Source organism: Actinoplanes sp. NPDC026670, assembly GCF_040638175.1.
GTDB lineage: Bacteria > Actinomycetota > Actinomycetes > Mycobacteriales > Micromonosporaceae > Actinoplanes.
The window spans coordinates 208,737-229,721 of record NZ_JBEZXU010000008.1; the positions used below are offsets into that span (position 1 = coordinate 208,737).

A 20,985-nucleotide genomic window follows, 5' to 3' on the forward strand; every position below is an offset into this window, starting at 1 on the left:
GGATGACGCACGGCCGGAGGATCGTTGAACACGTCAGAGTCCCCGTCACTATCCGTCGAGGAGTCTCGCCGTGAAGTTCCTCCGTAATGCCCGTAAGGCCGTCGCCGACCGTCTCGCCGAGCGCCGCGCCCACCGCCGCCTCAGCGACGAGCTGGCCGCTTTCCGCACCGCCGCGGAACGCAGCGAACTCGACCTGATGCTCGGTCGGCACAGCGCCGCCGAGACCGCCGAGATCGACGCCATCCTGAGCCGCCAGGACGCCACCCGCCGCTACAGCGAGTCCCTGCACACCGCGTACCGCGGCTGATCCCTCCAGCTCGGCCGGCCCGGACCGTCCCTGGGCGCGGCCTCTTCGGAAACCCCTGGTGTGCGGTTCGTGCACCGGGGGTTTCCGCGTTCTCAGGCTTCGATACCGAGGTGTTCCGTATCACTTAAGACCCCTGCCGATTGCGGTGATCATCTGAACGCGTAGTCTCTTCACGTTCAGCGGCCACCACCGCTCGGCGAACCGGCCGTCATCCCCGCAGCTCAGAAGGCTTTCGCGGGTTCGGGCCGGCTGATCCGCCGGCTGACCCCGATCTCGGGCCGCCGGCGGATCCGCTCTCAGAAGATCGAGTCGACCCACTCCGGGTGGTCGATGAACGGGTTCCGGTTGTGCTGGTACCGCTCGAAGATGATCTCGTTGCGGCGGCGCTCGGACGCATCCACCGGATCCCGGTCGTGCCACACCTTCAACACCGACAGCCGACCCAGCCGTGACGGCCTGTTGGACGGGACGGTTTCGGATACCTCCAGGTCCCGCTCCCGATCCTCATACCGCACGGCCATGTAGAAGAGCATCCGCGCGACGTCACCCTTGACCGCGTTCCTCGGCTCCCAGGAGTCATCGTCGAACCGGTTGCCTGGCGCCCTTGCGTAGGGCCTGTCGCTGACATCGAAGTCCAGGTGGCCCCGGTCCCCATTGACCGTCTTGTCCTCCGGACGCAGATGATGCAGGTCGGTGCCGGGGCCGGGATCGGTGTCGAACGGACCGCGCGACTTCGGCCAGACGTGCTCACGGTTCCACTGGCCGTCGTTGCCGCCGTTGAGTGCCTTGGACCGGCTGAACCCCGAATAGAACAGGATCACGTTGGCCCGATTGGCCGGGTCCTCGTCGGTCACCTTGAGGGCGTCCCACACCCGCTCGTACGTGATGGGCGTCGCCCCGGTCGAGATGATGCCGTGCAGGGCGTCCTTCAGGCGTTCCCCGGTCAGCCCACGCGCCGCGTCGTAGTAGTCGGCGTCCGCGGCCGGCGCGGGAGCCGGCGTCAGGGCCAGGGCGAGCACCCCGGCGGCGAGCACCGTCAGCACCCGGCGTGGCGAGGTCGATTTGCGCACAGCACTCCGTTCACCTGCGAATATCAGCGTGCCGAGCGTAGAAAGGCCAGCCGCTCCACCCCGTCGGAAACGCCGGTCCGCTCCCTCGAACGGGCGTACCGCGTACTACCGTCTCGGCATGACCTTCTCGATCGTCGCCCGTTCCGCGGACGGGACCGTGCACGGCGTGGCCGTGGCCAGCAAGTTCCTCGGGGTCGGCGCGGCTGTCCCGGCCGCTCTCGCCGACGTCGGCGCGGTGGCCACCCAGTCGTATGCGAACCTCGCCTACCGCCCGCAGGCCCTGACGCTGCTCGGCACCGGAGTGACCGCGACCGGCACGGTCCAGGCGCTGATCGCCGGCGACGGCGGACCGGTCACGCACCGGCAGGTCGGCGTGGTCGGCGTGGACGGTCCGGGCGCCACGTTCACCGGCGACCAGTGTCATCCGTGGGCCGGTGGGGTCGCCGGGGACGGCTACGCGATCCAGGGCAACATGCTGGCCGGGCCGCAGGTGGTCGCCGACATGGAGGCCGCGTGGCTGGCCGGCGCCGATCAGTCGCGGTTGCCGTACCGGCTGCTCGACGCGCTTCGCGCCGGTGACCTGGCCGGCGGTGACCGGCGTGGGCGGCAGAGCGCCGCGTTGCTGGTGGTGGCGAAGGGCATGGGGTACGGCGGAACCAGTGACGTCCTGGCCGACCTCCGCGTCGACGACCACCCGGACCCGGTCACCGAGCTGGCCCGGCTGCTGGAGTTGCACACCCTCTACTTCGAGCGCCCCGACCCGGCCACGCTGATCCCGCTCACCGGCGACATCGCCGACGAGGTCCGCACCAGGCTGGAGAAGGCCGGGCACACCGGCCCCGACCTGGACGAGGTCCTGGCGAGCTGGGCCGGCATCGAGAACCTGGAGGAACGCATCGTGGCCGGCGCCATCGACCCGCTGGTCCTGGCCCAGTTGCGAGCGGCGGCTCAGGCCGGCTGACGGCGGCGGCTCCGGACACCGGACAGCAGGCCGGACACGATCGCGCAGCCCACGGTCAGGCCGACCAGGAGCATGAGGGCGCCGACGGCGTACAGGCCGGTGGTGTCGGAGGCGGCTGCGTTGCGGGTCCAGGCGGCGGTGAACGCCAGCGTCAGCGCCGCCGACGCCAGCACCGGGTGGACACCGGCCAGCACGGCGGCGGCCAGCAGGACCAGCAGGGCGAGCCCGCAGGCGGCGACCTGCGCGACCTCGTAGGAGTTGCCCGGACCGAGGAAGACGGCCCATGCCAGCACGGAGAGGGCGGCCACCAGCACGGTGGCCAGGGCCTGGAACATGAGTCCACGTTTAGCTGACATGGACGTGACCTTAGAACATGAAGTCACGGAGGCGCTGCTGCTGGCCCGCGCCGCCGCGATGATCGGCATCGACAGGGCTTTATAGCCTGGCGGGGAGCTCTCGGGTGTGACGATCGGGAGGAACCGATGCGTTGGTCAGCGAGTGTCGCCGTACTGCTGATGCTGTTGTCCGGTTGTAGTTTCGGGGTCCGGGTGGAGTATTCGGACTCCGCGGCGGATTCGCCGGCCGAGTCCGGGAGATACCTGCCGGGGCCGTGGCAGGAGTCGGACTGCATCACGCAGTTCGCCGGCGGCTGGACCAAGGTCGCCTGCACCGACCCCGACGCCCAGGCGACCGTCACGAAGGTCAGCCACGCCGAGGGCAACCAGCGGTTCACCCTGAAACCGGACTGCCCGCCCGGCACCGACCAGGCGGTGAGCCTGCCCGGCGCGACCTCGCAGACCTACGTCTGCGCCCGCAACCTGAAACCGCCGCACCCCGGCGACCCGGGCATGGGCGGCGGCATCATCGAGGTCGGCGACTGCCTCCACGGCGACGGCAAGAACGTCGCCGAGGCCCCGTGCGACGGCTCCGGCGACAAACCCAACTACAAGATCTTCCAGATCGGCGGCAAGTGCCCGGTCGAGCGCACCGACGAGGCGTTCAACCTGGGCGCCACCGTGCTCGGCGTCCCCGAGGGCGGCTACGCCTGCGCCGAGAAACTGTGATCCCGGCCCGTCGTGCGGGCCGGGATCAACAGGTCACAGCCGGGCCAGCGCCGACGACGGATCCTCCATCGCATCGGCCACCGAACGCAGGAAACCGGCCGCCGCGCCGCCGTCACACACCCGATGATCAAAGACAAAGGACAACTGCGCGATCTTTCGTACGGCCAGAGCACCGTCCACCACCCACGGGCGGTCGATGATCCGGCCGACGCCGAGCATGGCCACCTGCGGGTGGTTGATGATCGCCGCGCTGCCGTCGACCCGGAACGCGCCGTAGTTGTTCAGCGTGAACGTCCCGGCCGACAGTTCGGCGGGTGTCGACTCGCCGCGCAGCGCCCGTGCCGTCACGTCCCGGATCGCCACGTCCAGGGTGGTCGCCGTCATCGTCCCGGCGCCGGTCACCGCCGGAACCACCAGACCGCGAGGGCTCTGCACGGCGATGCCGAGGTTGATCCGGTCGAGTTCGACGATCTCCTGCCGTTCGGTGTCGAGGCGGGCGTTGAACACCGGATACTCTCGCAGCGCGGCCACCGTGAACCGCGCCACATACGCCATCAGGCCCGGCGCGCCGGGTTTGCCGCGGCCGCGTTCGCGCAGCTCCCACAGGGCGGTCGCGTCGACGTCCACCCACACCGTGGCCTCGGGGATCTCGGCCCGGCTGCGACTGAGAACGGCCGCCACCTGCTTCCGGAACCCGTTCAGCGGAACCCGCCGCTCCCCGCTCCCGGCCGCCGGCTCACCGGCGTGCGCGGACGTCGTCGTTCCACTGTGCGCCACCGCGGGACGGGCCGCCGGTTCACTCGCCGGGGCCGCCGGTGTGTGCCTGGTCCGGGCCGCTGCCTCGACGTCCTGCCTGGTGATCACGCTGCCCGGGCCGGTGCCCCGGAGCGTGGACAGGTCGACGCCGTTCTCCCGGGCCAGCCGCCGGACCAGCGGCGACGCCACCTTCGGCGCGGCCGGGCGGGCGGGCGGCTCGGGAGCGGCCGGCCGGGAATTGCGGGGACGGCGGTGCCGGGCGGCTGCGGCCGGGCCGGGCGTGGTTCCGTACCCGATGAGGACGTTGCCCGATCCGGCCCGCTCCTCCTCGCGGTAGGTCGCGGCCGCGGCCGTCTCGCTCGCGGCGCCCGGATCCGCTTTCTCCGCTTTCTTCACGGCGGCCGGATCCGCTTTTTCCGCGGTGGCCGGATCCGCTTTCTCCACGGCGACCGTGATCAGTGGGGCGCCCACGTCGAGCGTGCTGCCCTCGGCGGCGTGCCGGGTGGCGACCCGGCCGGCGTGCGGCGACGGGACCTCGACCATCGCCTTGGCGGTCTCCACCTCGACGATCGGCTGGTCGACGACGATGATGTCGCCCTCGGCGACGAGCCAGCGGACGATCTCCGCCTCGGTCAGGCCTTCGCCGAGATCCGGGAGGACGAAGGTGCGGGCGGGGGCGGTCACGCGTACTCCCATTGCAGCTCGTCGACGGCGTCCAGGATGCGGTCGACCGACGGGAGATGGACGTGCTCCAGCTTCGGCGGCGGGTAGGGGATGTCGAAACCGGTGACCCGCCGGATCGGGGCGTGCAGCGAGTGGAAGCAGCGTTCCGTCACACGGGCCACCACCTCCGACGACACACTCGCGAACCCGGCCGCCTCGGCGACCACCACGGCCCGCCCGGTCGACCGGACCGCCGCGCACACCGTCTCGTCGTCGAACGGCACGATCGAGCGCAGGTCGACCACCTGCAGGCTGCGGCCCTCCTGGGCGGCCGCCTCGGCCGCCTCCAGCGCCACCGGCACCGCTGGGCCGTAGGCGATCAGCGTGGCGTCGGTGCCCGGCCGGCGGACCACCGCCTTGCCGATCGGCGGCGCCTGACCCGTCAGATCCGCCTCGACCTTCGAGAAGTACAGCTTCTTCGGTTCCAGGAAGACGACCGGGTCGGCCGACTCGATCGCTTCGCGGAGCAGCCCGTACGCGTCCGCCGGATCCGACGGCGCGATGACGTGCAGGCCCGGCGTGTGCGCGTAGTACGCCTCCGACGAGTCGCAGTGATGCTCGACCCCGCCGATCCCACCGGCGTACGGCACCCGGATGACCAGCGGCACCTCCACCCGGCCGCGAGTGCGGTTGCGCATCTTCGCCGCGTGGCTGACCAGCTGCTCGAACGCCGGATACGCGAACGCGTCGAACTGCATCTCCACGACCGGGCGCATCCCGTTCATCGCCATCCCGATCGCCATGCCGAGAATCCCCGACTCGGCGAGCGGCGTGTCGAAGCAGCGCTGCTCGCCGAACTCGGCCGACAGCCCGTCGGTCACCCGGAAGACACCGCCGAGCGGGCCGACGTCCTCCCCGAACACGACCACCGACGGGTCGGCGCGCATCGCGTCACGCATCGCCCGGTTCAGGGCGGTGGCCATGGTGATCTTCTCCGGCATCAGCTGACCTCCTCACGGGACAGTTCGTCGGCGACCAGGGCCTGCTGCTCCCGCAGTTGCGGGGTGGGCTGCGCGTAGACGTGCGCGAACAGGTCCCGGTAGTCGGCCGACGTCTCCTCGTTCAGGCCCGCCCGCATCCGCTCGGCCAACTGTTCGGCCTGCTCGGCGTACCCCCGCGAGGTTTGATCGTCGAGAAGCCCGCGCCCCAGCAGATAGGTCTCCAGCCGAGTGATCGGGTCGCGGGCCAGCCACGGGGTCACCTCGTCGGCGGAACGGTAACGACCCGGATCGTCGGCGTTCGTGTGCGCCTGCACCCGGTAGGTGTGCGCCTCCACCAGCTGCGGGCCCTCACCCGCCCGCGCCCGCGCCACGGCGGCGCCGAGCACCTTCAGCAGGGCGGCGACGTCGTTGCCGTCGACCCGTTCGCCTGCCACGCCGTACCCGATGCCCTTGTGCGCCAGCGACGGCGCCGCCGTCTGGCGGGCCAGCGGGACCGAGATCGCATACTCGTTGTTCTGGATGAAGAACACCACGGGGGTACGGAAGACCGCAGCGAAGTTGAGCGCCTCGTGGAAGTCGCCCTCACTGGTCGCGCCGTCACCGCAGACCGCCATCACGACTGTCGGCTCGCCGCGCAGCCGGGCCGCGTGCGCCACCCCGACCGCGTGCAGCAGATGTGTGGCCAGGGGCGTGGCCTGCGGCGCGACCCGGGTGGCGTGCGGGTCGTAGCCGCTGTGCCAGTCGCCGCGCAGCAGGGTCAGCGCCTGCACCGGGTCGACACCGCGGGCCACGATCGCCGCGCTGTCCCGGTAGGTGGGGAACAACCAGTCGCCGTCGCCGAGCACCTGGACGCAGGCGACCTGGCAGGCCTCCTGCCCGTGCGAGGACGGATAGACGGCCAGCCGGCCTTGGCGGACCAGGGCGTTCGCCTGGTCGTTGAAACGCCGGGCGGAGATCAGCGCGGCGTACGCACGCACCAGTGCCTGAGGGTCGGGCAGATCGTGGCCGACGTGCGGAACGGGGTGGCCGTCCGGGTCGATGAGCGTCACCGGCTCCGTGGACGGCAGCAGGAGAGCTGCGTCACGTGTCATGCAGGAATTGTGTCCAGCTTGCCAAACGATCACCATAGGCGGGGAAAAGACGAGATATTGTTTCGCATAGGGCCGTCTTCCAGGGCCGATCGTCTTCGCCCCGGCCGCCGTCGACCCACCCGAGAAGACAGGTGGCCACGCACGTTCCCGCGGGGTTGGGCGGCCGGGCGTGGCCGGAAAGGCTGGTGGCCGCATGATCGACGACACCGACCGGCGGATCCTCGCCGAACTCGGCCGGGACGGGCGGATGTCCATGCGCACGCTCGCTGAGACGCTGCACATCTCGCGTGCCAACGCCTACGCCCGGGTCGCCCGTCTCCAGCAGGACGGGGTGATCCGCGGTTTCCACGCCGACGTCGACCCGGTCGCGGCCGGCCTGACCACGGCCGCCTACGTGACGCTCAACCTCCAGCAGGCGAACTGGCGTGAGGTGCTGGGCCGCCTGCGTTCCCTGCCCGGGGTGGTGCACATCGGGCTGGTCGGCGGCGACTTCGACGTGATCCTGCTGGTCCGGGTGGCCGACAACACCGAGCTGCGACACCTGGTCCTCGACGAGATCCAGGGCATGGCCGGAGTGGTGAGCACCCGCACCCTCCTGCTCTTCGAGGAGTCCACCCCAGCCGGCCGCCCCACCCCCTAAACCTCCACACTGCTGTGCGCTGCCAGCCCTGCCACAGATCTTGTCGACTTCGGTCACGCCACTCCACAAGATCGACAGGAGGCTGGGACCTCGAAAGCTCTCCATTCAGAGCCTCCGTGGCCGGGATCTGCCGTCTGTTCCCGGCCGGGACCGCGAGCCGTCGCTGAGCACCGGAATGCGGGCGGTATTTCCTGTGTGAGCGACGGCCGGGACCGCGAGCCGTCGCTGACCGCTGGAATGCGGGCGGTTTTACCGTGTTCAGCGACGGCTGGGACCGCCGGCCGTCGCTGAGCGCGGGAATGCGGGCGGTTTTGCCGTGTTCAGCGACGGCTGAGGCCGCCGGCCGTCGTTGACCGCTGGAATGCGGGCGGCATTACCGTGCTGGGCGACGGCTGGCGGTCTGTGGCTCGTTCTGCGGGGTCGGCTGCTGTGGGTGGCGTGGGCCGGCAACGTTGACCAGCGCACACGTTGGCGGTTTGCGTGCGCTGGTCATCGCCCGAGCAGGGACGAGAGCACACGCACGGCTGATCGTGGGCGTTCAGCCACGCTGGGACGACGACCCGGGCACACGCAACGCCAACGTGTGCTCCTGTCATCGCTGCGGCGCTGCCCGCCGGTGGCGTTCGACGCGCCGGATTGGCTGGTTCTGGCCGCTGTTCGGGGGCGCGTTTGACAGCTGTGGCGGCTAGCCGGGCGGTTGTGGCCGGTTCTGGCCCGCTGTCTTCGGGCGGGGCGGGGCCAGCGAAAGCGGGTCCCGGGGGTCTGAGCCGTGAGTGGGCCGGCTCTGAATGGGTTTCATCAGCCGACCAGTGGCAGGGTCACCGCGAGCGGCCAGGTCACGACGAGGGCGCCGGTCAGGGCGGTCAGCCAGGTGGGCGCGGAACGCCGGTTGAGCAGGAAGCTCCACAGTGTCTGCCAGAGCAGCAGGCCGATCAGCGGGAACAGCACCAGCACCACGAAGCCGTGGGTCAGCCCGGTGACGGCCGCGGCGGCCAGCACGACCACGAAGACCGCGGCGACCGCGAGCAGGGCGATCGGGTCGCCGCCGGTGACACGTTCGGCCGCGTAGGCGAACAGGGCGAACGCCGCCCAGATGATCAGAAGCAGCCACCAGCGGTCCCCGACAGGCAAAGCATGGGTCAACCCCAGATGCACGGGTACGGCGATCGCGATCGCCGCATACGGCAGCACCAGCAGGAGCCGGCCCCGGCCGAGCCCCGCCCCGGCCGAGCGGTCATCCCCGCCCGCCTCATCAAGGACACCGCCGTGCCCGGCCGCCTCATCAAGGACACCGCCGTGCCCGGCCGCCTCATCAAGGACACCGCCGTGCCCGGCCGCCTCATCAAGGGCGCCGCCGTGCCTGGCCGTCTCGTCGAGGGCGCCGTCGTGCCCGGCCGCCTTGTCAAGGGCGCCGTCGTTCCTGGCTGCCTCGTCAGGGATGCCGTCGTGCCCGGCTGCCTCGTTCCCGCCGCGGGCGCTCGTGGCTGCCTCATTGTCGGCACGGGCGCGCCTGGTGTCGTACAGCAGCAGGATCGTGCCGGTGACGGCTGCGTAAACGGTGACGTAACCGGCGATCGCGAGGGGCAGCAGCGTGGTCGGCAGGAGCCGGGCGGTCACCGCGCCGACCGCCGCCGCAACCGTCGCGACCACCGTGACCGTGACGCGGGTGCGGAGCGTCCCCCGTGGTGTCGCCGGACGTGCGACGCCGATCCGGGCCACCAGCGGGTGGAAGCCGATCAGGAAGGCCAGCCCGAGCAGGGCGGCCCCGGCGAGACGGCGGCCGGGGAACGGGATCGCGGCGCTGTCGAGTGGCCCGCCGAAGGTCTGGTCGAGCCAGGCGACCGTCTCCCGATGGGTGGCCGGCGCGTACAGGACGGTGATGTGCTCGACGCCGGGGATGACCCGGACCGCGCGGTCGGCACGTTGCGCGGCGACCGTGGTGGCGGCCTCCCGGAAGCCGGGGAACTCCAGGCCGCCGACGACGGTGAGTAGCCGGGCCGGGCGTTCGGCGGAGGCGGCGACCGCGCTCGGCAGGGAGATCGCCACGGTCGCGGTGACGTCCGGGTGGGCGGCCGAGTATCTGGTGACGGCGCCCGCGCCCATCGAGTGCCCGACCAGCGCGATCCGGGCCGGGTCGACGTCGGGCATCGAGCGCAGGTACGCCACCGCGGCGGCCAGGTCGGCTTGCAGGGCCTCGGTGGAGTTCTCGGTGCTCGCGGTCTGATCGGGCAGCGGGTGGGTGTTGGCGCCGTGCCCGGCGAGGTCGAGCAGCACGACCGGGTAGCCGCGGGCGGCGAGGGTGTCACCGAACGGGGCCATCAGCCGGGCCGACCCGGAGAAGCCGTGCGCCACGACGACACCCGGACGGCGGCCGCCGGCTGCCGGGTGCACCACGTCGAGCGGCACCCCGGCCGCGGTGACGTGCTCCCGGCGCAGGCCGTCGCCGGCTCCGGCGATCAGCCAGGCGCCACCGGCCAGCAGGACGAGCAGAAGCAGCAGCGTACGTCTCAAGGAGCCCCTCCCGCGGCGGATCCTATCGTCCGTTGTCACCGCGCTGTAGATTCCTGGCCGTGAGCGGGAGTGAAATGGCGCAGAGCCAGGTACTGGTGGGCGCCGCGAAACTGCCCGGCGTCCGAATCGACCGGGCCGCATATCTTCGGGATGCCCTGAAGCGTTTCTGCACCGAGGACGAGATTCGCCGCGCCATCGACGAGAGCCCCGCGGCGGCCGGTATTCCCCGTGAATTCCTCGACCGGGCGGCGAACGAGTCGATCAACTCCGAGGCGGGCCGGGCCAGTGCGCTGTCGGCCGCTGCCGGGCTGCCCGGCCTGCTGTTCCTGCCGGCCACGGTGCCCGCCGACGCGGCCCAGTATTTCGGGCACATGCTGCGGATCGCGCAGCAGCTGGCGTATCTCTACAGCTGGCCCGACCTGTTCGGCGACGACGTCGACGAGGCGTCCGAGGGTGTGCTGACCCTCCTCGTCGGCGTGATGGTCGGGATCCGGCCGGCGGGCGACGCGGTGGAGAGGGTCGCCGGCCTGCTCGCCGAGGAGCCGTCGCGGGAGTCGATCACCAAGGGCCTGGTCTACCCGGTGGTGGCGAAGGTGGCCGCCTACCTCGGGGTGGAAATGGCGAAACAGACATTCGCCCGTTCCATTTCCAAAGCCGTCCCGATCCTCGGCGCTGTGGTGTCCGGTGGATTCACCCTGGCGACCTTTCTGCCGATGGCCCGAAGGCTGAAGAATCACCTCGCCGGCCTGCCGCTGGCGAATCCGGCGCATCGGGTGATCAGCGCGGATTTCGAGGAGTCCCGGCCCGACAGCCCGGCGTGATCCGATGTGACAGCATCGCGGTATGGCGCGAATGTCCGCAGTGGAGCGACGGGTCCGGGCGGCGTTCCATGCCGGCGCCGAGATCGAGTTCTCGGCGGGTGATCCGCCCCTGCCCGGCGCGGTGGTGGCCGGCCTGCTGTGCCGGCCCGTCGACCGGGCCGAGCATCCGCGGGCGGCGCTGCGGCTGCGTGGCGCCACCATCACCGGCCCGGTCGACGTCACCGACGCCGAGATCGCGGTGCCGGTGCGGTTCCGTGACTGCCGGTTCGAGGAGGCCGTCGACTTCTCCGGCGCGCAGCCGGCCGATCTGCGGTTCACCGGCTGCGAGCTGCGCGGGCTGCGGGCCCGGCTGGTGGCGGTGCGGGGTGACGTCAGCCTGGCCGGCTGCGCCGTCGAAGGTCCGGTCGACCTGTGTGACGCCCGGGTCGGTGGTGACCTCGTCCTGGAGCGGGCCCGCCTGGACAACCCGTCCGGCCGGGCGCTCGCCGCGGCCCGGCTGACCGTCGGCGGCAGCCTGCTCGGCGCCGGCCTGCACGCGGCCGGGGAGCTGTGGCTCGACGGCGCCCAGGTGGGCGGGAGCCTGGTGCTCGACGGGGCGGTCCTGCGCAACCCGTCGAAGCGGGCGGTCGCCGGTGACCGCTTGGTGGTCGGCGGGAACCTGCGTGCCGGGGACGGGTTCGACGTACACGGTGATCTGCTTCTGATCCATGTTCAGGTGGGTGGTCAGCTCTGGTTCGTCGGTGCGAAACTGACCGCCCCGGACGGGTGGGCACTGCATCTGGGCGGTGGAAAGGCCGACAGTGTGTGGCTGTGTTTCGCCGAGGCGCCGGTCGGGCGGGTGCGGCTGTCCGGGTTGCGGGTCGAGACCCTCTTCGACGACCCGGCGGTGTGGCCGGCCCGGCTGGACCTGGTCGGGTGCACGTACCGGCTGCTGATCGCGCGATCGTTCAAGGGTCGGCGGCCCGGTCCGGCCGCGGTGGTCACGGTGCCGGTCCGCCGCCGGCTGGAGTGGCTGCGCCGCAGCCCGGACGGCTACATGCCACAGCCGTACGAGCAGCTCGCCGACGCGTACCGCCGCGGTGGCCAGGACGTCGAGGCCCGCCGGGTGCTGCTGGAGAGGCAGCGCCGCCGCCGGGCCACCCTGCGCCTGCCCGGGCGGATCGCTGGCTGTCTGCTCGACGGCCTGGTCGGGTACGGCTACCGCACCTGGCTGGCCGGCCTCTGGCTGCTCGTCTTCTGGGCGCTCGGCGCGGCCGCGTTCACCGCCTGGCCACCGCCGCCGCGCAACCCGGCCGAGGCCCCGGAGCCGTCGGCCGCCCTGTACGCGCTGGACCTGCTCCTGCCGATCATCAATCTGGGCCACGACACGGCCTGGAAACCGGCCGGCGCCGCGCAGTACGTGGCGGCCGTGCTGGTCGTGATGGGCTGGGTGCTGACCACCGCGGTGGTGGCCGGCCTGTCCCGGATCATCAACCGCTGACCCTTGACCCTTGACCTGAAGTCCGGTTGAGGTCGCACGATGGGCCGATGACCGGTACGGACGAGGCATGGCAGGCACTGGATCGGCAGCGGACCGTGGAGATCACCACGATCGGGCGGCGCAGCGGACAGCCGCGCCGCATCGAGACATGGCGTTACCAGGCGGCCGGCCGCTATTGGCTGACCGGCACCCCGGGTTCGCGTGACTGGTATGCCAACGTGCTCGCCCAGCCCGCTTTCACGGTGCATTTGAAAAATCTCGATCTGGCGGTACGGGGACGCCCGGTGACCGACCACGACGAGCGGGTCCGCATCTTCGGCGAGATCGTGCCGGCCCTGGACTGGGACGGCGGCACCCTGGAGAGCTGGATCGCCGGAAGCCCGCTCGTCGAGATCGAATTCGGTCAGCCCGCGGCGGGTTCGGGCTCCGGCTCGGGTTCCGAGAAATAATCGCGCAGCACGGCTATCCGCCCGTTGCGCAGCCGGAAGATCTGCACCAGCGACATCGTCGTCCGGGTGCCGTCGGCTTGCGCCAGGACGACATCGATCTCGGCGATGAACACGGCCGGATCGGCGGTGTCGTGCAGGACGTAGGCGGTCCGTTCGATGTCGATCGTGCCCGGCGGCGCCGGCCGGGTGTGGTAGGCGGCGGTCCCGGCCCGGATGGCGTCCCGCCCGGCCAGGTGGCGAAGCGGATGACCCGCGGCGACGAGGGGCGCTTCGAGGACGCCGTCCTCGGTGAACATCGCGGCGATCGCGTCCGGGTCACGGGTGATCGCGCCGGCGTACAGGTACCGCTCGAAGATCTGCTGATGAGTGAGCTCCACTCTCCACTCTATCCCCGCGCCGGTCACGACCCGCTGACGAAACCGAAGTCGGCGGGCGGCACGGTTCTGACCGCCTGTCCGACGCGTTCGAGATGGACCTTCGCGGCTTCCGCCGGCGGCAGGCCGGCCGCCTCCTTGCGGGCCGGGTCGTCCCTGCGCTCCCAGACGAATCGGGGACCATCCAGAGGCCGCCGGACCGGTTCGGCCAGTTCGGTCAGGAACGCCTCGTCGGTGAAACCGAGCGCCCGGATCCAGTCGACGCGGTCGGCGGTGATCGGGACACCGAAGGCCCGGTCGATCCACGCGAGCTGGAACGCCGCATGCGCCGACGGCCGGAGCAGCAGCGCGTCACCGTAGGCGGCGAACGCGTACGGCTCGATCCGTCCCTGCACGAACTCCCGGTCGCCGGAGCCGAGCCAGAAATCGGGTGTGCGATACCGCTCGTACGCGTCGAGTTCCCGCCGCTGGTCCTCGGCGAGCAGCACCCGGCCCCGGTCGCCGAAGGAGCTGACGGCGCGAAGGGCCGCCTCGTGCTCACGTGGCACCCCCAGGAAGGGCAGCAGGTGGACGAGCATCGACTCGTCGCGCAGCTCGGCGATCACCGTGGCGACACCGGAGTCCCGGGAATCCGTCAGGAACGCTCGCAACTGAGCGGGATCGGTGCCGAGCCCCGCACACCGGCGCCGGGCGACCAGGCGGCCCAGGCCGTCGGCATGGCCGGGCCGGTCGATCAGCCGCGGCACGAGTGCTTCGCTCGCCGGATGCGCGGCGACCCGCTCCACCACCAGCGGCGGCAACGGACCACCCACCGACAGCGCCCCGATCAGTTCCCCGGTGACACCGGCCGCGCCCGACAGTGCCAGGAACTCGGCCGCCACCCGCCGAAGCGGCACCCCACGGCCACCGCGGATCAGGCCGAGCAGCAGGGCGGCCAGCGGCGGCGGGCAGTCGTGAACCAGCCGACGGTGTATCCGGACGTCGCCGAACAGCCGGACCACATCATCGTCGGCCTGCGTTGCGACGAACCACTCGAGGTATCCGGCGGTCGCTGTGACACCCGCCGACACGTACCGCCCGATCATGAACGGCATCACCTCGGGCAGGCGATGCACGCCCAGCTCACGGGCACGTTCCGGCGCGATCGCGTCGAGTGCGGCCGCCGCCATCCCGAGCGGCTCCCGCCGGGCGACGATCAGCTCGGTCAGGGCCGTCACTGCCGTGCCACCGGCCTCCGGCCCCACCCGCTCCAGCCCGGAGCAGGCCCAGAAACCGAGCTCGGGGTCCGCCAGCGCGTCCAGCAGCAGCGGCACCGTCTCGGCCAACGGCACACCGTCGAGAAATTCGATCAACTTCCCTTCCGGATGGTACGGCGAGGGCGTGAACTCGCTGTCCCACGCGGTGTCGTCGCGGACCTCGGTGCGAAACCTCTCGAACAGTTCCCGCGTGCGGCTCATCGGTTCCCCTCCAGGATCGGGAACGGTGACGGCGCGGCCGGGGCACGACCCTCGCAGGCCGCCGCGGCCAGGTCCACGTGCCAGCGGGCGATTCGTTCTTCGGTGATGTGCCGCATCGCCCGCTCCAGGTTCCGCGCGCAGTCGCCGGCGTCGGCGGGATTCTGCGGCCGGCGCCGGGACAGCTCGAGGACCGCCTCGTCGGTGCTTCTCGTGTAGGCGTGGTGGCCGCCGCCTGCGCGGATCACCGCCAGCCATTCTTTCGCGGTCCGCAGGCCGTGCGCCCAGATCAGTTCCCGGCCCTCGGCGGTGTAGGTCCGGAATCCGTCGGCAAGCTCCTCGGTGGTCGGCGCCCGGCTGTCCGGCCGATCCGGCCGGGCCGGGATGTGTGGGGCCGGGAACGGCGGCACCCACAACGCGGCCTGCCAGCGGCGCAGCGCCTGCCCGGCGTACTGGCTCAGCAGGTGCTCGGCGATCCCCGGCAGGCGTTCGTCGTCGACGGCCGGCCCGGGGACCGCCGCCCGCAGCCCTGCCAGGTAGACCGCCCGTTCCCCGGGCAGCATCCGCAGCCGCAACCAGTCCACCTGGCCCGCCCGGCGGCACTCGGCGACCGGGAGCGTCTCCCGCAGGGCTTCGAACGGATCCTCGCCGGGCCGCAACATCGGCCCGGGCGGTGCGGGCGGCAGCGGATCGGCCCCGGCCCGGATCAGCCGCCCGGCGAACAGCAGCGCCTCCTCGGCGGAGCGGCGAGCCCGGACTTGGGCGACCAGCGGGCCGCGACGCGGGTCGGTGCGGCGGGCGTCCGGGTCCAGGCGGGCGGCTTCGGCGATGGTACGGACACCGGTCCGCAGCGCATAGTCGAGATCGTTGCGCTCCACGGCCCGCAGGCAGTCGAACACCACGTCGAGTTTCGGCAGGTACGGGTCGACATACCAGCTGCCGTCGTCGGCCTCCAGTTCGGCCCGCACACCGGCGAGCGTCACCGGCGACGGATCGGCCAGCCAGGCCCGCAGCGCCGCGAGAGCAGCCGGTTCGCCGTTGTCGGCAGCCCGGGCCACCAGGGGTGCGACGGCTGCCTCCGCCATCGCGAGGGCCGCCCGCAGCAGCCGGTCCCGCTGGTCGTCGTCGAGTTCCGCGGTGAGGTCCGTGATCTGCCGGCCGACGTCCCGGCTGGGCGGCGGCTGGCGCTCCGGGGCCTCGGGCGGCGGCACCCCGTCAGCGTAGGGTTCCGGGCCAACCCCGGAGAATCACGTGAGATCGTCGGCGAGCAGGTCCATCAGCAGGCCGTCGTGCCAGCTGCCGTCCGGGCCGCGTTCGTACCGCCGCATGACGCCGACCGGGCGGAACCCGACCTTGGCGTAGCAGCGGATCGCCGCCTCGTTGTCGGCGGCCGGGTCGATGACCAGGCGATGATGGCCGAGGTCGTGGATCAGGTGCCGGGCCACGGCACGGACCGCGTCGGCGCCGAGGCCGAGCCGGTGCACCGTGGGGGACAGGTAGATGTCGATGCCGGCGTGCCGGTAGTCGGGGTCGGCCTCCTCGCTCCACTGGATGGCGCCGACGACCCGCTCCTGGTGGACGATCACATACACCGACGTGTCCGGGTCGTCGAGGCCCTCCGCGACATCGGCCGCCAGGTCTTCGCCGCCGCCCCACCGGCCGTACACCTCAGGGGTCTTTCGAATCTCGGCCAGCGCCGGAACGTCGTCCGGGGTGGCCGGCCGCAGTCGGACCAGCTCGCCGTTCAGCATGGCGTTCACCGTACGGCCGCGGGCGCCGGATTCGCCTCGCCCCACGCCAGCATCGCGTCGAGCACGCTGCTGAGGCTGCGGCCCTGCCCGGTCAGCTGGTAGACGACCCGGGGCGGCACCTCGGCGTGCACGGTGCGGGTGAGGATGCCCTGATGCTCCAGCGCCCGCAGCCGGTCGGTCAGTGTCTTCGCGCTCGGCATGCCCAGCACGGTGCGCAACTCGGTGAACCGTTTCGGCCCCGGCAACAGCTCCCGCACCACGAGAGTCGCCCACTTGCCGTCCAGAACCTGGAGGGTCCGCTCCACGCCACAACCGGGTTCGAGCTGCTCAGAGCCGATGGTTTCCATCGGGAAACAATATAACTTTCTGGGTACTGCTATCCAGCGGGAACTACGGTCGCCACCATGACCGAGACCACCGTCGTCCTGCACGGCGCCACCGGAACTCAGGGCCGCGCCATCCTCCGCGGCCTGCTCACCGCCGGGCACCACGTCCGCGCCGTCGCCCGAAACCCCGTCGCTCACCCCGGCGTCCAGCCGTTCGCCGCCGACCTGCTCGACGTCGAGGCACTGACCGCGGCCTACACCGGCGCCGACGCGGTCGTCGTCCAACTTCCGATCAACTTCGAGGATCATGCGGTACGGCAGACCGAAGCGATCCTGGCCGCCCTCGCCAAGGCCGGAGTCCCGAGGGCCGTCTTCAACACCGGCGGTGGCCTGCCTCCGTCGTCGCCGATCGGGGTGCCGTTCGTGGACGCCCGCATCCGCCTCGCCAGCGAACTGCCGAACGTCGTCGAGCACGCGTCGGTGACCGGCCCGGCCGGCCCGTACCTGGAGAACCTGGTCGCCCCCTGGTCCCGCCGGCTGATCGCCGAACAGGGTGAGCTCCGCTATCCGATCCCGGCCGAGGCCCCGGTCCCGTGGCTTGCGGCCGCCGACCTGGGCACGGTGATCGCCGATCTGACGCTCGCGGCGGCTCCCGCACCCGCGTGTGTCGTCGCCGGCCCGGTCCCGCTCACCGGCCCGGAGCTAGCCGCCGCCCTCACGGCTGCCCTTGGCCGCCCGGTCCGCTGGCAGACCATCGACCCCAGCGAGTACGCCCGCATGCTGACCCCGCACCTCGGCGCGGCCACCGCCGCCGGCATCGCCTCGGTCTACACCAGCCCGGCCCCGGCCCCCGACCCGGCAACCCTCACCCACGGCGAGACCACCGCGATGGCCTGGGCGGCAGACCAGACCTTCTGAGCGGTACGGCGACCGTTTTCTGGTTGATCGCCGCGGTGGGCTGACCGTCGCGGGTCCCGCCGGCCGATGGGCTGCCGAAGCCGGGGCGGGCATCATCGCCGGGTGCTTGGGTTGAGCCGGCTTCGGCTGACGTTCTTCGTGGCCGCGGGCCTGCAGGTGGCGACGATCTACCTGGATCACCGGCTGGTGCCGTACTGCGGGACCGTCGCCATGGCCGCGCTGCTCGCCCTGGCGTGGTCCGCCCCGGCGCCGGCCGGTCACCCGTGGACCCGCCCTGCCGCCGTCGCCGGGCTGTCACTGCTGACCGCGGCGGCGGCGCTGGCCGATCACCGTGCGGGTGGTTACGGCTGGGCGATGGAGGTTGCGGCAGGTGACGGGCTCGCCACCGGGTCCGGTGCGCCGGGCACTGCCGCGGCGGCGATCGAGTCGCTCCTCGTGGTCGCCGGGGGCCTCGCGGTCGTCGCGGCTGTCCTGGGCCGGCCCGGACAACCGGTCCGCTGGTGGCATCTCCCCGGACTGCTCGCCGCCATGGCACTGACCCTGACCAGCGTCCAGTTCCCGAACGAGACCGAGCCCCGCCAGGCGCGCTACGACCAGGCCGCCGCGGAACAGCAGAGTCGCCTCCGGATCGACGTGAGATTCTCCGAGACGGCCGGTCTCATGGTGGAGACCGTTTGGGCTGAGACACGAGTCCTGGCTCCTCCCCACGCCATTCAGCGGATGACCGCCACCGAGTCCCTGGCGGAGGTGTTCCGCAAGGTTCCGCCCCCGGAGCCCGCGGAGGCCCGGAGCCGCGCCCTGGAACGGGACGCCCGCCGGGAGTCGGGTCTGTTGGCGGTGCCGTATCCGCCGTCGTTCGTCGAAGGCGGGACCGACTGGGTCCGCGCCTGGCCGGCGATCAAGGCCGCCCTGCTCGCCCTCGGCCTGTTCATGCTGGTCATGGCACTGTTCCCGCTGTCGGCCGATCGGGCTTGACTCGTCAGCGGCTGGAACCTTCAGGACCTCCTTGACCGACCGAACCGGACTGATCAGGCGCGGCGGCCCAACAGCTGGCGCGCCTGCCGGTACAGCGCCTGAGCCGGCGTTTTCAGAATGAGGAACAGGCCGCCGACAACCAGCGCCACAGCGCCGGCGACGACTTTCGCGAACGCCTTCTGAGCGACGTCGAAAAGAACGACGAACGGTAGGATCAGAAAGTACAGACCGAGCGTGCCGATGCCGAGGAGAAGATGGGCCCAGATCGGCCACCCGGCCAGATCCTTCTCGAGAAAGTGCGGTTCGGGTTCCGGCCGCCCCGGCAGCTGCTGATACATGGATCCACAGTAGGTAGCCCCCACAATCAGGAATGCCGCCGCAATTCGCACCGGATCCAGCCGCACGCCCGTCTCCAGCAACGTCTCGGATCCACCCTGGACGACGAATTCCGGCGTCAGCCCGGTCACGGCCAGGACCGCGAGCCGTCGCTCAGCGCGGGAATGCGGGCGGTTTCACCGTGCTCAGCGACGGCTGAGGCCGCCGGCCGTCGCTGAGCGCCGGAATGCGGGCGGCATTACCGTGCTGGGCGACGGCTGGGGCCGCGAGCCGTCGCTGAGCGCGGGAATGCGGGCGGTTTTGCCGTGTTCAGCGACGGCTGAGGCCGCCAGCCGTCGCTGAGCGCTGGAATGCGGGCGGCATTACCGTGTTCAGCGACGGCTGGCGGTCTGTGGCTCGTTCTGCGGGGTCGGCTGCTGTGGGTGGCGTGGGCCGGCAACGTTGACCAGGGCACACATTGGCGGTTTGCGTGCGCTGGTCATCGCCCGAGCAGGGACGGGAGCACACGCACGGCAGATCGTGGGCGTTCAGCCACGCCGGGACGACTACGCGGGCACACGCAACGTCAACGTGCGCCCGTCACCGGGTCCGGAACGCCTTGGTGGGAGCGCGAAGACGTCGCCGCGCACGCAGTTGCTTCGAGGGCCGGGGGCCAGCGGCTCCGGCTCGTGGGGCGTGACCTCCGCTCGCCATCCGCCGAGCGTCAGCCCGTCGGCGGCGTAGCCCTCGAGCCGGCTGTCGACCGCGTCGCCGAGAATCCCAGCCTGTTCGAGGAGGATGAACAGCGCGTCCGCGGCGCACGACACCATCTCTTCGGCCTGCTCTGCGCTCGTGCCCGGGTTGAGTTCCCGGAAGGCGCGGCGGGCCGTGGTCAGGAGACGATCGGCATCCGACACGGTGAAGTCACGGCGTAGCCGCAGGGACAGATGCATGCCGTCGACGAGCGGATCATCGCCGATCATCTCCACCTCGTCGGTCACGGCCACACGATAACCGGTTGGCTGGGAGCCGGGGGCGGGGCAAGGTTGGGCGTGGTCACCATTCAGCGAGTACGGGTCAGGTGGAGTGCCGCCGGCCGGGGCGCGGCGCAGGCCGAGGCCCGGCGAGGGCTCTGCCGGCCGGCCCGGCTGCCGTCGTCGCTGCCCGGTGGAGCGGTGGTCGTGCACGATTTGCTGGCTGATGAGGCTTCCGGCTATGCGTGGCACGAGGACGTCCGGGCGCTCGACTTCGAGCGGGTCCGTGACATCGGCCTGGAGCTGACCCCGGACGGGGACGGAGTCGTGGTGGGCAGGCTGCCGGGCTGGGGTTCGCCGCCACACCACGGCGGGTCGCGCCGGCTGTTCCGGCTCAGGTCCAGGCAGGTGGGGGAGTACCTGGCGAACTTCCGGTTCACCGGTGGCTGCTGCGCCTCCACCTGGCATTACGAGGAGTGGCTGGTCCGGGTCGGAAACGAGCTCGCCGACGCCGAGCAGTTCCCGCGGCAGCGGCCGGTCCACCAGACCGACCATCGGATGCACCTGTACGGCGGCCCGGCCCGCACGAGATGACGGCGCTCACCTGTCGCCGCGCCGGAACATGTCCCGCCACGTCTTCCGCGGCGCGAGGACACCGGCGGCTGTCTCCCGGCTGATGACGACGGAGGTCTCCTCGGTCGCGCTGTTGACCAGGATGCCCGCGCACTCCGGATCGTCGGCCGCCATCCGCAGCAGCACCTCACCGGAGATGCCGGCGTTGAAACGGGGACCGTATCTGCGCGCGAAGGCCTCCGGATCGGCGTACGTGAGGATCCGGCTCTGTCCGCCGTGCTCGGTGCGGCCCACGCCGAGCGTGCCGTCGGAGACCAGATTGCCCTGCTCATCGGGGACCGGGTCGCCGCTGACGACCACACCTGCCACGGATTCCCGGAAGCGGCTGACGAACCGGTCGTAGGCGTCCGCGCTGCGGTCCGTCAGGTACTCGGTGATGGCGTCCGACAGCGGCGTGTCACTCATGGTACGAAACCTACCGATGTCCCGGGCGGGGCACTGATGACGCCGC

The 20,985-nt window shown here is 71.6% G+C and carries 24 protein-coding genes; 10 read left to right on the top strand and 14 right to left on the bottom strand.

What is annotated here, in order from left to right:
- Positions 1-70: 70 nt before the first annotated feature.
- Positions 71-307, top strand: a complete 237-nt coding sequence (locus AB0E94_RS10955) for a hypothetical protein (RefSeq protein ID WP_360325029.1) — start codon at positions 71-73, stop codon at positions 305-307.
- A 296-nt stretch (positions 308-603) separates the two neighbouring features.
- Here AB0E94_RS10955 and AB0E94_RS10960 read toward each other — a convergent pair whose 3' ends face one another.
- Positions 604-1,377: an endonuclease gene (locus tag AB0E94_RS10960; protein ID WP_360325032.1), complete on the bottom strand. Its 774-nt coding sequence runs from the start codon at positions 1,375-1,377 to the stop codon at positions 604-606.
- Between the two features lie 118 nt (positions 1,378-1,495).
- Here AB0E94_RS10960 and AB0E94_RS10965 point away from each other — a divergent pair, with 118 nt between their 5' ends.
- Positions 1,496-2,338, top strand: coding sequence for a DUF1028 domain-containing protein (locus AB0E94_RS10965; protein ID WP_360325034.1), 843 nt, complete (start codon positions 1,496-1,498; stop codon positions 2,336-2,338).
- On the opposite strand, the gene AB0E94_RS10970 is transcribed toward AB0E94_RS10965, so the two are convergent.
- Positions 2,326-2,694, bottom strand: a complete 369-nt coding sequence (locus AB0E94_RS10970; protein ID WP_360325037.1) for a hypothetical protein — start codon at positions 2,692-2,694, stop codon at positions 2,326-2,328. The two genes, AB0E94_RS10965 and AB0E94_RS10970, sit on opposite strands and share 13 nt — an antisense overlap.
- Before the next feature lie 126 nt (positions 2,695-2,820).
- On the opposite strand from AB0E94_RS10970, the gene AB0E94_RS10975 reads away from it, so the two are divergent.
- Positions 2,821-3,402, top strand: a complete 582-nt coding sequence (locus tag AB0E94_RS10975) for a hypothetical protein (protein WP_360325039.1) — start codon at positions 2,821-2,823, stop codon at positions 3,400-3,402.
- Positions 3,403-3,435: 33 nt separating this feature from the next.
- On the opposite strand, the gene AB0E94_RS10980 is transcribed toward AB0E94_RS10975, so the two are convergent.
- Genes AB0E94_RS10980 through pdhA form a run of 3 tightly spaced genes read right to left on the bottom strand, consistent with a single transcriptional unit; the run spans position 3,436 to position 6,913 of the window.
- Positions 3,436-4,854, bottom strand: a complete 1,419-nt coding sequence (locus tag AB0E94_RS10980) for a dihydrolipoamide acetyltransferase family protein (RefSeq protein WP_360325042.1) — start codon at positions 4,852-4,854, stop codon at positions 3,436-3,438.
- On the bottom strand, positions 4,839-5,822 hold the full coding sequence (locus AB0E94_RS10985; protein ID WP_360325044.1) for an alpha-ketoacid dehydrogenase subunit beta: 984 nt from the start codon (positions 5,820-5,822) through the stop codon (positions 4,839-4,841). The genes AB0E94_RS10980 and AB0E94_RS10985 overlap by 16 nt, the downstream gene beginning before the upstream one ends.
- Positions 5,822-6,913, bottom strand: coding sequence for a pyruvate dehydrogenase (acetyl-transferring) E1 component subunit alpha (gene pdhA, locus AB0E94_RS10990; RefSeq protein WP_360325047.1), 1,092 nt, complete (start codon positions 6,911-6,913; stop codon positions 5,822-5,824). The genes AB0E94_RS10985 and pdhA overlap by 1 nt, the downstream gene beginning before the upstream one ends.
- Positions 6,914-7,106: 193 nt before the next feature.
- Here pdhA and AB0E94_RS10995 point away from each other — a divergent pair, with 193 nt between their 5' ends.
- Positions 7,107-7,553 carry an Lrp/AsnC family transcriptional regulator gene (locus AB0E94_RS10995; protein ID WP_317792406.1) on the top strand — a complete coding sequence of 149 codons (447 nt, stop codon included), beginning with the start codon at positions 7,107-7,109 and terminating at the stop codon, positions 7,551-7,553.
- Between the two features lie 798 nt (positions 7,554-8,351).
- Here the strand turns inward: AB0E94_RS10995 and AB0E94_RS11000 are convergent.
- Positions 8,352-10,064, bottom strand: a complete 1,713-nt coding sequence (locus AB0E94_RS11000; RefSeq protein ID WP_360325050.1) for an alpha/beta fold hydrolase — start codon at positions 10,062-10,064, stop codon at positions 8,352-8,354.
- 59 nt (positions 10,065-10,123) lie between these two features.
- Between AB0E94_RS11000 and AB0E94_RS11005 the strand changes: the two genes are divergently transcribed.
- The 3 genes from AB0E94_RS11005 to AB0E94_RS11015 are packed head-to-tail and all read left to right on the top strand — an operon-like array spanning position 10,124 to position 12,814.
- Positions 10,124-10,885 (top strand): hypothetical protein, encoded by a 762-nt coding sequence (locus tag AB0E94_RS11005; protein ID WP_360325052.1) that lies wholly within the window; start codon positions 10,124-10,126, stop codon positions 10,883-10,885.
- Between the two features lie 22 nt (positions 10,886-10,907).
- Complete coding sequence (locus AB0E94_RS11010) at positions 10,908-12,365, top strand: pentapeptide repeat-containing protein (RefSeq protein ID WP_360325054.1); 1,458 nt, start codon at positions 10,908-10,910, stop codon at positions 12,363-12,365.
- A gap of 47 nt (positions 12,366-12,412) precedes the next feature.
- Positions 12,413-12,814: a nitroreductase/quinone reductase family protein gene (locus tag AB0E94_RS11015; RefSeq protein WP_360325057.1), complete on the top strand. Its 402-nt coding sequence runs from the start codon at positions 12,413-12,415 to the stop codon at positions 12,812-12,814.
- Here AB0E94_RS11015 and AB0E94_RS11020 read toward each other — a convergent pair.
- Genes AB0E94_RS11020 through AB0E94_RS11040 form a run of 5 tightly spaced genes read right to left on the bottom strand, consistent with a single transcriptional unit; the run spans position 12,769 to position 16,740 of the window.
- Positions 12,769-13,191, bottom strand: coding sequence for a nuclear transport factor 2 family protein (locus AB0E94_RS11020; protein WP_360325059.1), 423 nt, complete (start codon positions 13,189-13,191; stop codon positions 12,769-12,771). The genes AB0E94_RS11015 and AB0E94_RS11020 overlap by 46 nt on opposite strands.
- Positions 13,192-13,214: 23 nt before the next feature.
- Positions 13,215-14,645 carry a hypothetical protein gene (locus tag AB0E94_RS11025; RefSeq protein ID WP_360325061.1) on the bottom strand — a complete coding sequence of 477 codons (1,431 nt, stop codon included), beginning with the start codon at positions 14,643-14,645 and terminating at the stop codon, positions 13,215-13,217.
- The gene (locus AB0E94_RS11030; protein WP_360325064.1) at positions 14,642-15,853 is read right to left on the bottom strand and encodes a hypothetical protein; all 1,212 of its coding nucleotides are present in this window, start codon (positions 15,851-15,853) and stop codon (positions 14,642-14,644) included. The genes AB0E94_RS11025 and AB0E94_RS11030 overlap by 4 nt, the downstream gene beginning before the upstream one ends.
- A 36-nt stretch (positions 15,854-15,889) precedes the next feature.
- Complete coding sequence (locus AB0E94_RS11035; RefSeq protein ID WP_360325066.1) at positions 15,890-16,393, bottom strand: GNAT family protein; 504 nt, start codon at positions 16,391-16,393, stop codon at positions 15,890-15,892.
- A 5-nt stretch (positions 16,394-16,398) separates the two neighbouring features.
- On the bottom strand, positions 16,399-16,740 hold the full coding sequence (locus tag AB0E94_RS11040; protein WP_360325069.1) for a helix-turn-helix domain-containing protein: 342 nt from the start codon (positions 16,738-16,740) through the stop codon (positions 16,399-16,401).
- Positions 16,741-16,797: 57 nt separating this feature from the next.
- Here AB0E94_RS11040 and AB0E94_RS11045 point away from each other — a divergent pair, with 57 nt between their 5' ends.
- Positions 16,798-17,637, top strand: coding sequence for an NAD(P)H-binding protein (locus tag AB0E94_RS11045; RefSeq protein ID WP_360325071.1), 840 nt, complete (start codon positions 16,798-16,800; stop codon positions 17,635-17,637).
- Between the two features lie 111 nt (positions 17,638-17,748).
- The gene (locus AB0E94_RS11050; RefSeq protein WP_360325074.1) at positions 17,749-18,612 is read left to right on the top strand and encodes a hypothetical protein; all 864 of its coding nucleotides are present in this window, start codon (positions 17,749-17,751) and stop codon (positions 18,610-18,612) included.
- Between the two features lie 53 nt (positions 18,613-18,665).
- Here AB0E94_RS11050 and AB0E94_RS11055 read toward each other — a convergent pair whose 3' ends face one another.
- Both AB0E94_RS11055 and AB0E94_RS11060 read right to left on the bottom strand, forming a co-directional pair.
- Complete coding sequence (locus AB0E94_RS11055; protein WP_360325076.1) at positions 18,666-19,079, bottom strand: hypothetical protein; 414 nt, start codon at positions 19,077-19,079, stop codon at positions 18,666-18,668.
- A gap of 414 nt (positions 19,080-19,493) precedes the next feature.
- Positions 19,494-19,928, bottom strand: a complete 435-nt coding sequence (locus AB0E94_RS11060; RefSeq protein WP_360325078.1) for a hypothetical protein — start codon at positions 19,926-19,928, stop codon at positions 19,494-19,496.
- A gap of 51 nt (positions 19,929-19,979) precedes the next feature.
- On the opposite strand from AB0E94_RS11060, the gene AB0E94_RS11065 reads away from it, so the two are divergent.
- A complete protein-coding gene (locus tag AB0E94_RS11065) occupies positions 19,980-20,495 on the top strand; it encodes a hypothetical protein (RefSeq protein ID WP_360325080.1) in 516 nt (171 codons plus the stop codon).
- Positions 20,496-20,501: 6 nt separating this feature from the next.
- Here the strand turns inward: AB0E94_RS11065 and AB0E94_RS11070 are convergent, their stop codons facing one another.
- Complete coding sequence (locus AB0E94_RS11070; RefSeq protein WP_360325083.1) at positions 20,502-20,939, bottom strand: hypothetical protein; 438 nt, start codon at positions 20,937-20,939, stop codon at positions 20,502-20,504.
- Positions 20,940-20,985: the final 46 nt, after the last annotated feature.